The 3,528-nt window shown below is 63.9% G+C and carries 4 protein-coding genes; all 4 read right to left on the minus strand.

The annotated features are described in order from the left end of the window. On the minus strand, window positions 1-676 hold a 676-nt coding region (locus Q7T06_RS11365; RefSeq protein WP_370652378.1), incomplete at its 3' end, for a Bug family tripartite tricarboxylate transporter substrate binding protein. A 115-nt stretch (window positions 677-791) separates the two neighbouring features. Then, window positions 792-1,946 carry an acyl-CoA dehydrogenase family protein gene (locus tag Q7T06_RS11370; RefSeq protein ID WP_304784721.1) on the minus strand — a complete coding sequence of 385 codons (1,155 nt, stop codon included), beginning with the start codon at window positions 1,944-1,946 and terminating at the stop codon, window positions 792-794. A 23-nt stretch (window positions 1,947-1,969) separates the two neighbouring features. Then, on the minus strand, window positions 1,970-3,142 hold the full coding sequence (locus Q7T06_RS11375; RefSeq protein WP_304784723.1) for a thiolase: 1,173 nt from the start codon (window positions 3,140-3,142) through the stop codon (window positions 1,970-1,972). Continuing rightward, window positions 3,139-3,507 carry a Zn-ribbon domain-containing OB-fold protein gene (locus Q7T06_RS11380; RefSeq protein ID WP_304784727.1) on the minus strand — a complete coding sequence of 123 codons (369 nt, stop codon included), beginning with the start codon at window positions 3,505-3,507 and terminating at the stop codon, window positions 3,139-3,141. The genes Q7T06_RS11375 and Q7T06_RS11380 overlap by 4 nt, the downstream gene beginning before the upstream one ends. Window positions 3,508-3,528: the final 21 nt, after the last annotated feature.

Here is a 3,528-nt window from a genome sequence, read left to right on the forward strand (position 1 = left end):
GCCGCACGCGGCCGCTGGAAATGTAGTTGCGTGCGGTGCTGACGATGTCGAACATCATCGTGATCTGGCCACCGATCACGTCGGTCATTGCCGGGGCATTCCCTTTGTACGGTACATGGCTGAGCTGGGTGCCGGTGCGTATTGCGAACAGCTCGCCGCTCAGGTGGTTGGACGCGCCCATGCCGGCCGAGCCGTAAGTCACCTTGCCGGGATTGGCCTTGGCGTAGGTCACCAGTTCCTGCACATTCTTGAACGGCATGTCCTTGTTGGCGACCAGCGCGTTGGCATAGGTCAGGATCGGCGCCAGCGGCACCACGTCCTTGACCGGATCGAAGGGCATGGCCTTCAGCACGTGCGGCGTGATGGTCATGGTCGGGCTGGCGCCGAAGAAGATCGTCAGTCCGTTCGGCTGCGACTTGGCCACGTAGTCACCAGCCATCGAGCCGCCGGCGCCCGGCTTGTTTTCCACCACCACCTGCATGCCAAGTTCCTTGGCGAAGTAGGGGGCGAATACGCGGGCGCCGGCATCGACCGGGCCGCCTGCGGTATAGCCGACCAGCAGCTTGACGGTCTGTCCGGATTGCGCCAGCGTGGCCGTGCTGCCAACGGCCAGCAGGCCGAACAGGGCGGCGTTCATCTTGCGGCGCATGCTGCCGGTGCGGGATAGTTTTTTCATGCTGTGTCTCCTTTGGTTGGCTTGTTTTCGGGGCCGGTCAGGCCCGCATCTGTGTACTGCGTCAAACTGATTTCTTGCTTCTCCACCATTGCTGCATTAAAACCTGCTCTACCCCTCACTCGGCAAAGTCGCGCACCATGTTGCGCGCAATGACAATCTGCTGGATCTGGGTCGTCCCTTCATACAAGCGGAACAGGCGCACGTCGCGGTAAAACCGTTCGATGCCGTATTCGGCCAGGTAGCCGGCGCCGCCGAAGATCTGCACGGCGCGGTCCGCCACCCGGCCGCACATTTCCGATGCGAACATCTTGCAGCACGAGGCTTCAGTCGACACGTTGCGGCCATCGTCGCGCTTGCGGGCGGCGTCGATCACCATGCAACGCGCAGCATAGACTTCAGCCTGGCTGTCAGCCAGCAGCGCCTGCACCAGCTGGAAATCGGCAATCGACTTGCCGAATTGCTTGCGCTCGATCGAATAGCGCAGCGCATCGCGCAGCATGCGTTCGGCGACGCCGACGCAAATCGCTGCGATGTGGATGCGGCCTTTTTCCAATACCTTCATCGCGGTCTTGAAGCCCTGGCCTTCCTTGTGGCCGATCAGCTGGCTTGCCGGCACCCGGCAGTTCTCGAAGATCACGTCGGCGGTATGAGCACCGCGCTGGCCCATCTTCTTGTCGATCTTGCCGATCGAAATGCCAGGTGTGTTGCGTTCGACGATGAAAGCCGACACGCCGCCTGCGCCCTTGTTGTTCGGATCGGTGCGCGCCATCAGCGTGAAAATGCCTGCGTGCGGCGAGTTGGTGATGTAGCGCTTGGTGCCGTTGACGACGTAGTGGTCGCCGTCGCGAATTGCGGTAGTCCGCAGCGACGCCGCGTCGGAGCCAGCCTCGGGCTCGGTCAGCGCGAACGAAGCGATCAGTTCGCCGGTCGCGAGCAGCGGCAGGTATTTGGCTTTCTGGTCCTCGGTGCCGTCCATCAGGATGCCTTGGGAACCGATGCCGACCGTGGTGCCGAACAGCGAGCGGAAGCAGGGCGAGGTCTGGCCCATTTCCAGCATCACCATCACTTCCTCCTCCATCGTCAGTCCGAGCCCGCCATACTCCTCCGGCACGGTCAGGCCGAACAGGCCAATCTGCTTCATTTCCCTGACGATGTCCTCAGGTATCGCGTCGGTTTCGGCTACCAGTTCTTCTGCCGGCACCAGCCGCTCGCGCACGAAGCGGTTGAGCGAGGAGAGGAAGGCGTCGAGTGTTTCGGGATCACGGATCATGGTTTCTTCTTTCGATCTTTGTTCTAGAGGACTTCTTCAGTGGCGAGGATGGCGGTCGACTGGCTGGACAGCATGCCGCCGTTGCCATGGGCGGCCGCCGTGCGCGCCCCCGCTATCTGCCGTTCTCCGCACTCCCCGCGCAACTGGCGCACGGACTCGATGATGGTGAAAATGCCGTACATCCCCGGATGCACGCAGGACAGGCCGCCGCCATTGGTGTTGACCGGCAGGTGTCCGCCAGGCGCGATGCCGCCGTTCTGCACGAAGGCCGCGCCTTCTCCTTTCTTGCAGAAACCAAGGTCTTCCAGGAACAGCAGCGTGTTGATGGTGAAGGCGTCGTACAGCTGCACCATGTCGATGTCGGACGGCTTCAGGCCGGCCATGGAAAATGCTTCGCGGCCGGATTCAGTGGCGGCCGTCACCGTCAGGTCGTGCATGGACGAAATCTGGCGATTCCATACCGCAGTCGCATTGCCCAGCACGTACACCGGCTTGTTGGGCAGGTCGCGCGCCCGCTCGGCGCGCACCAGCACATAGGCGCCACCGCCATCGGTTACCAGGCAGCAGTCGCGCACCGAGAGCGGATCGCTGATCATGCGCGCATTCAGCACGTCGTCGATCGACAGCGGATCGCGCATGAAGGCTTCCGGATTCATGCGCGCCCAGGCGCGCGCCGCCACCGCCACTTCGGCCAGGTCGCGCCGGGTGGTGCCGAACTGGTGCATGTGGCGCGACGCCGCCAGCGCATAGGCGGAAGGCGGCAGCATCGGTTCATACGGCGTTTCGTAAGGCTGGGGGTCGAGGTAGCGGCGGGCTGCGACCATCTCGCGCCGGCCGAAGGCGGCCGTACGCTGCGCGCTGCCGTAGCAGACCAGCACCGCATTGCACTGGCCCGACTGCAGCGCCAGCATCGCTGGCAGCAGATGGGCGACGAAGCTGGAGCCGCCCAGCATGGTGCTGTCCAGGAAACGAGGACGGATGCCGAGGTATTCGACCACCGGCATGGCCCACATGCTGGCGCTGGAACTGGCGGTGCACAAGCCGTCGATGTCGCTCATCTTCAGGCCGGCATCGGCCACTGCAGCGCGCGCCGAGCGCGCCAGGATTTCCATGTCGGTGAAGCCATGTGCCTCGCCCTGGCCGAAGGTGGCGACGCCGGCGATGGCGGCGCTGCCGCGCAATGATTGCAGGCTCATGCCTTTTCCCCTTCCAGTGCGTCGAACACGACCAGTCCCTGTCCATTTTCGACTTTCACCCGTGCTTGCACGCGCTGGTCGATTTTCACGTCCGCCGGTGGCAGGTTGTCGACGCGGCTCATCAGGCGCACGCCTTCGTCAAGATCCACCAGCGACACGTTGTAGTCGCCCCCGGCCTCGGGCTTGCGCCGTACGGTGGTCACCGCATGCACGGTGCCCAGTCCGGACGGCGGCACCAGCGCCAGCTGGTCGCTGCCACAGTGCGGACACAGCTCGCGCGGGAAATACACATGGCGGCTGCAGGCATTGCAGCGCTGGATCAGGAAGCGGCCATCGTCCAGCGCCGCCTGGTGCGCGGCCTGGATGCCGGTGGGTCTGGAAGTTTC

Source organism: Herminiimonas sp. (assembly GCF_030645555.1).
In the GTDB taxonomy this organism is placed as follows: domain Bacteria; phylum Pseudomonadota; class Gammaproteobacteria; order Burkholderiales; family Burkholderiaceae_D; genus Oxalicibacterium.

Bases quoted from the DNA above. Each gene is read 5' to 3' on its own strand.
- Q7T06_RS11370 (WP_304784721.1), bottom strand. From the start codon at position 1,946: ATGATCCGTGATCCCGAAACACTCGACGCCTTCCTCTCCTCGCTCAAC.
- Q7T06_RS11375 (WP_304784723.1), bottom strand. From the start codon at position 3,142: ATGAGCCTGCAATCATTGCGCGGCAGCGCCGCCATCGCCGGCGTCGCC.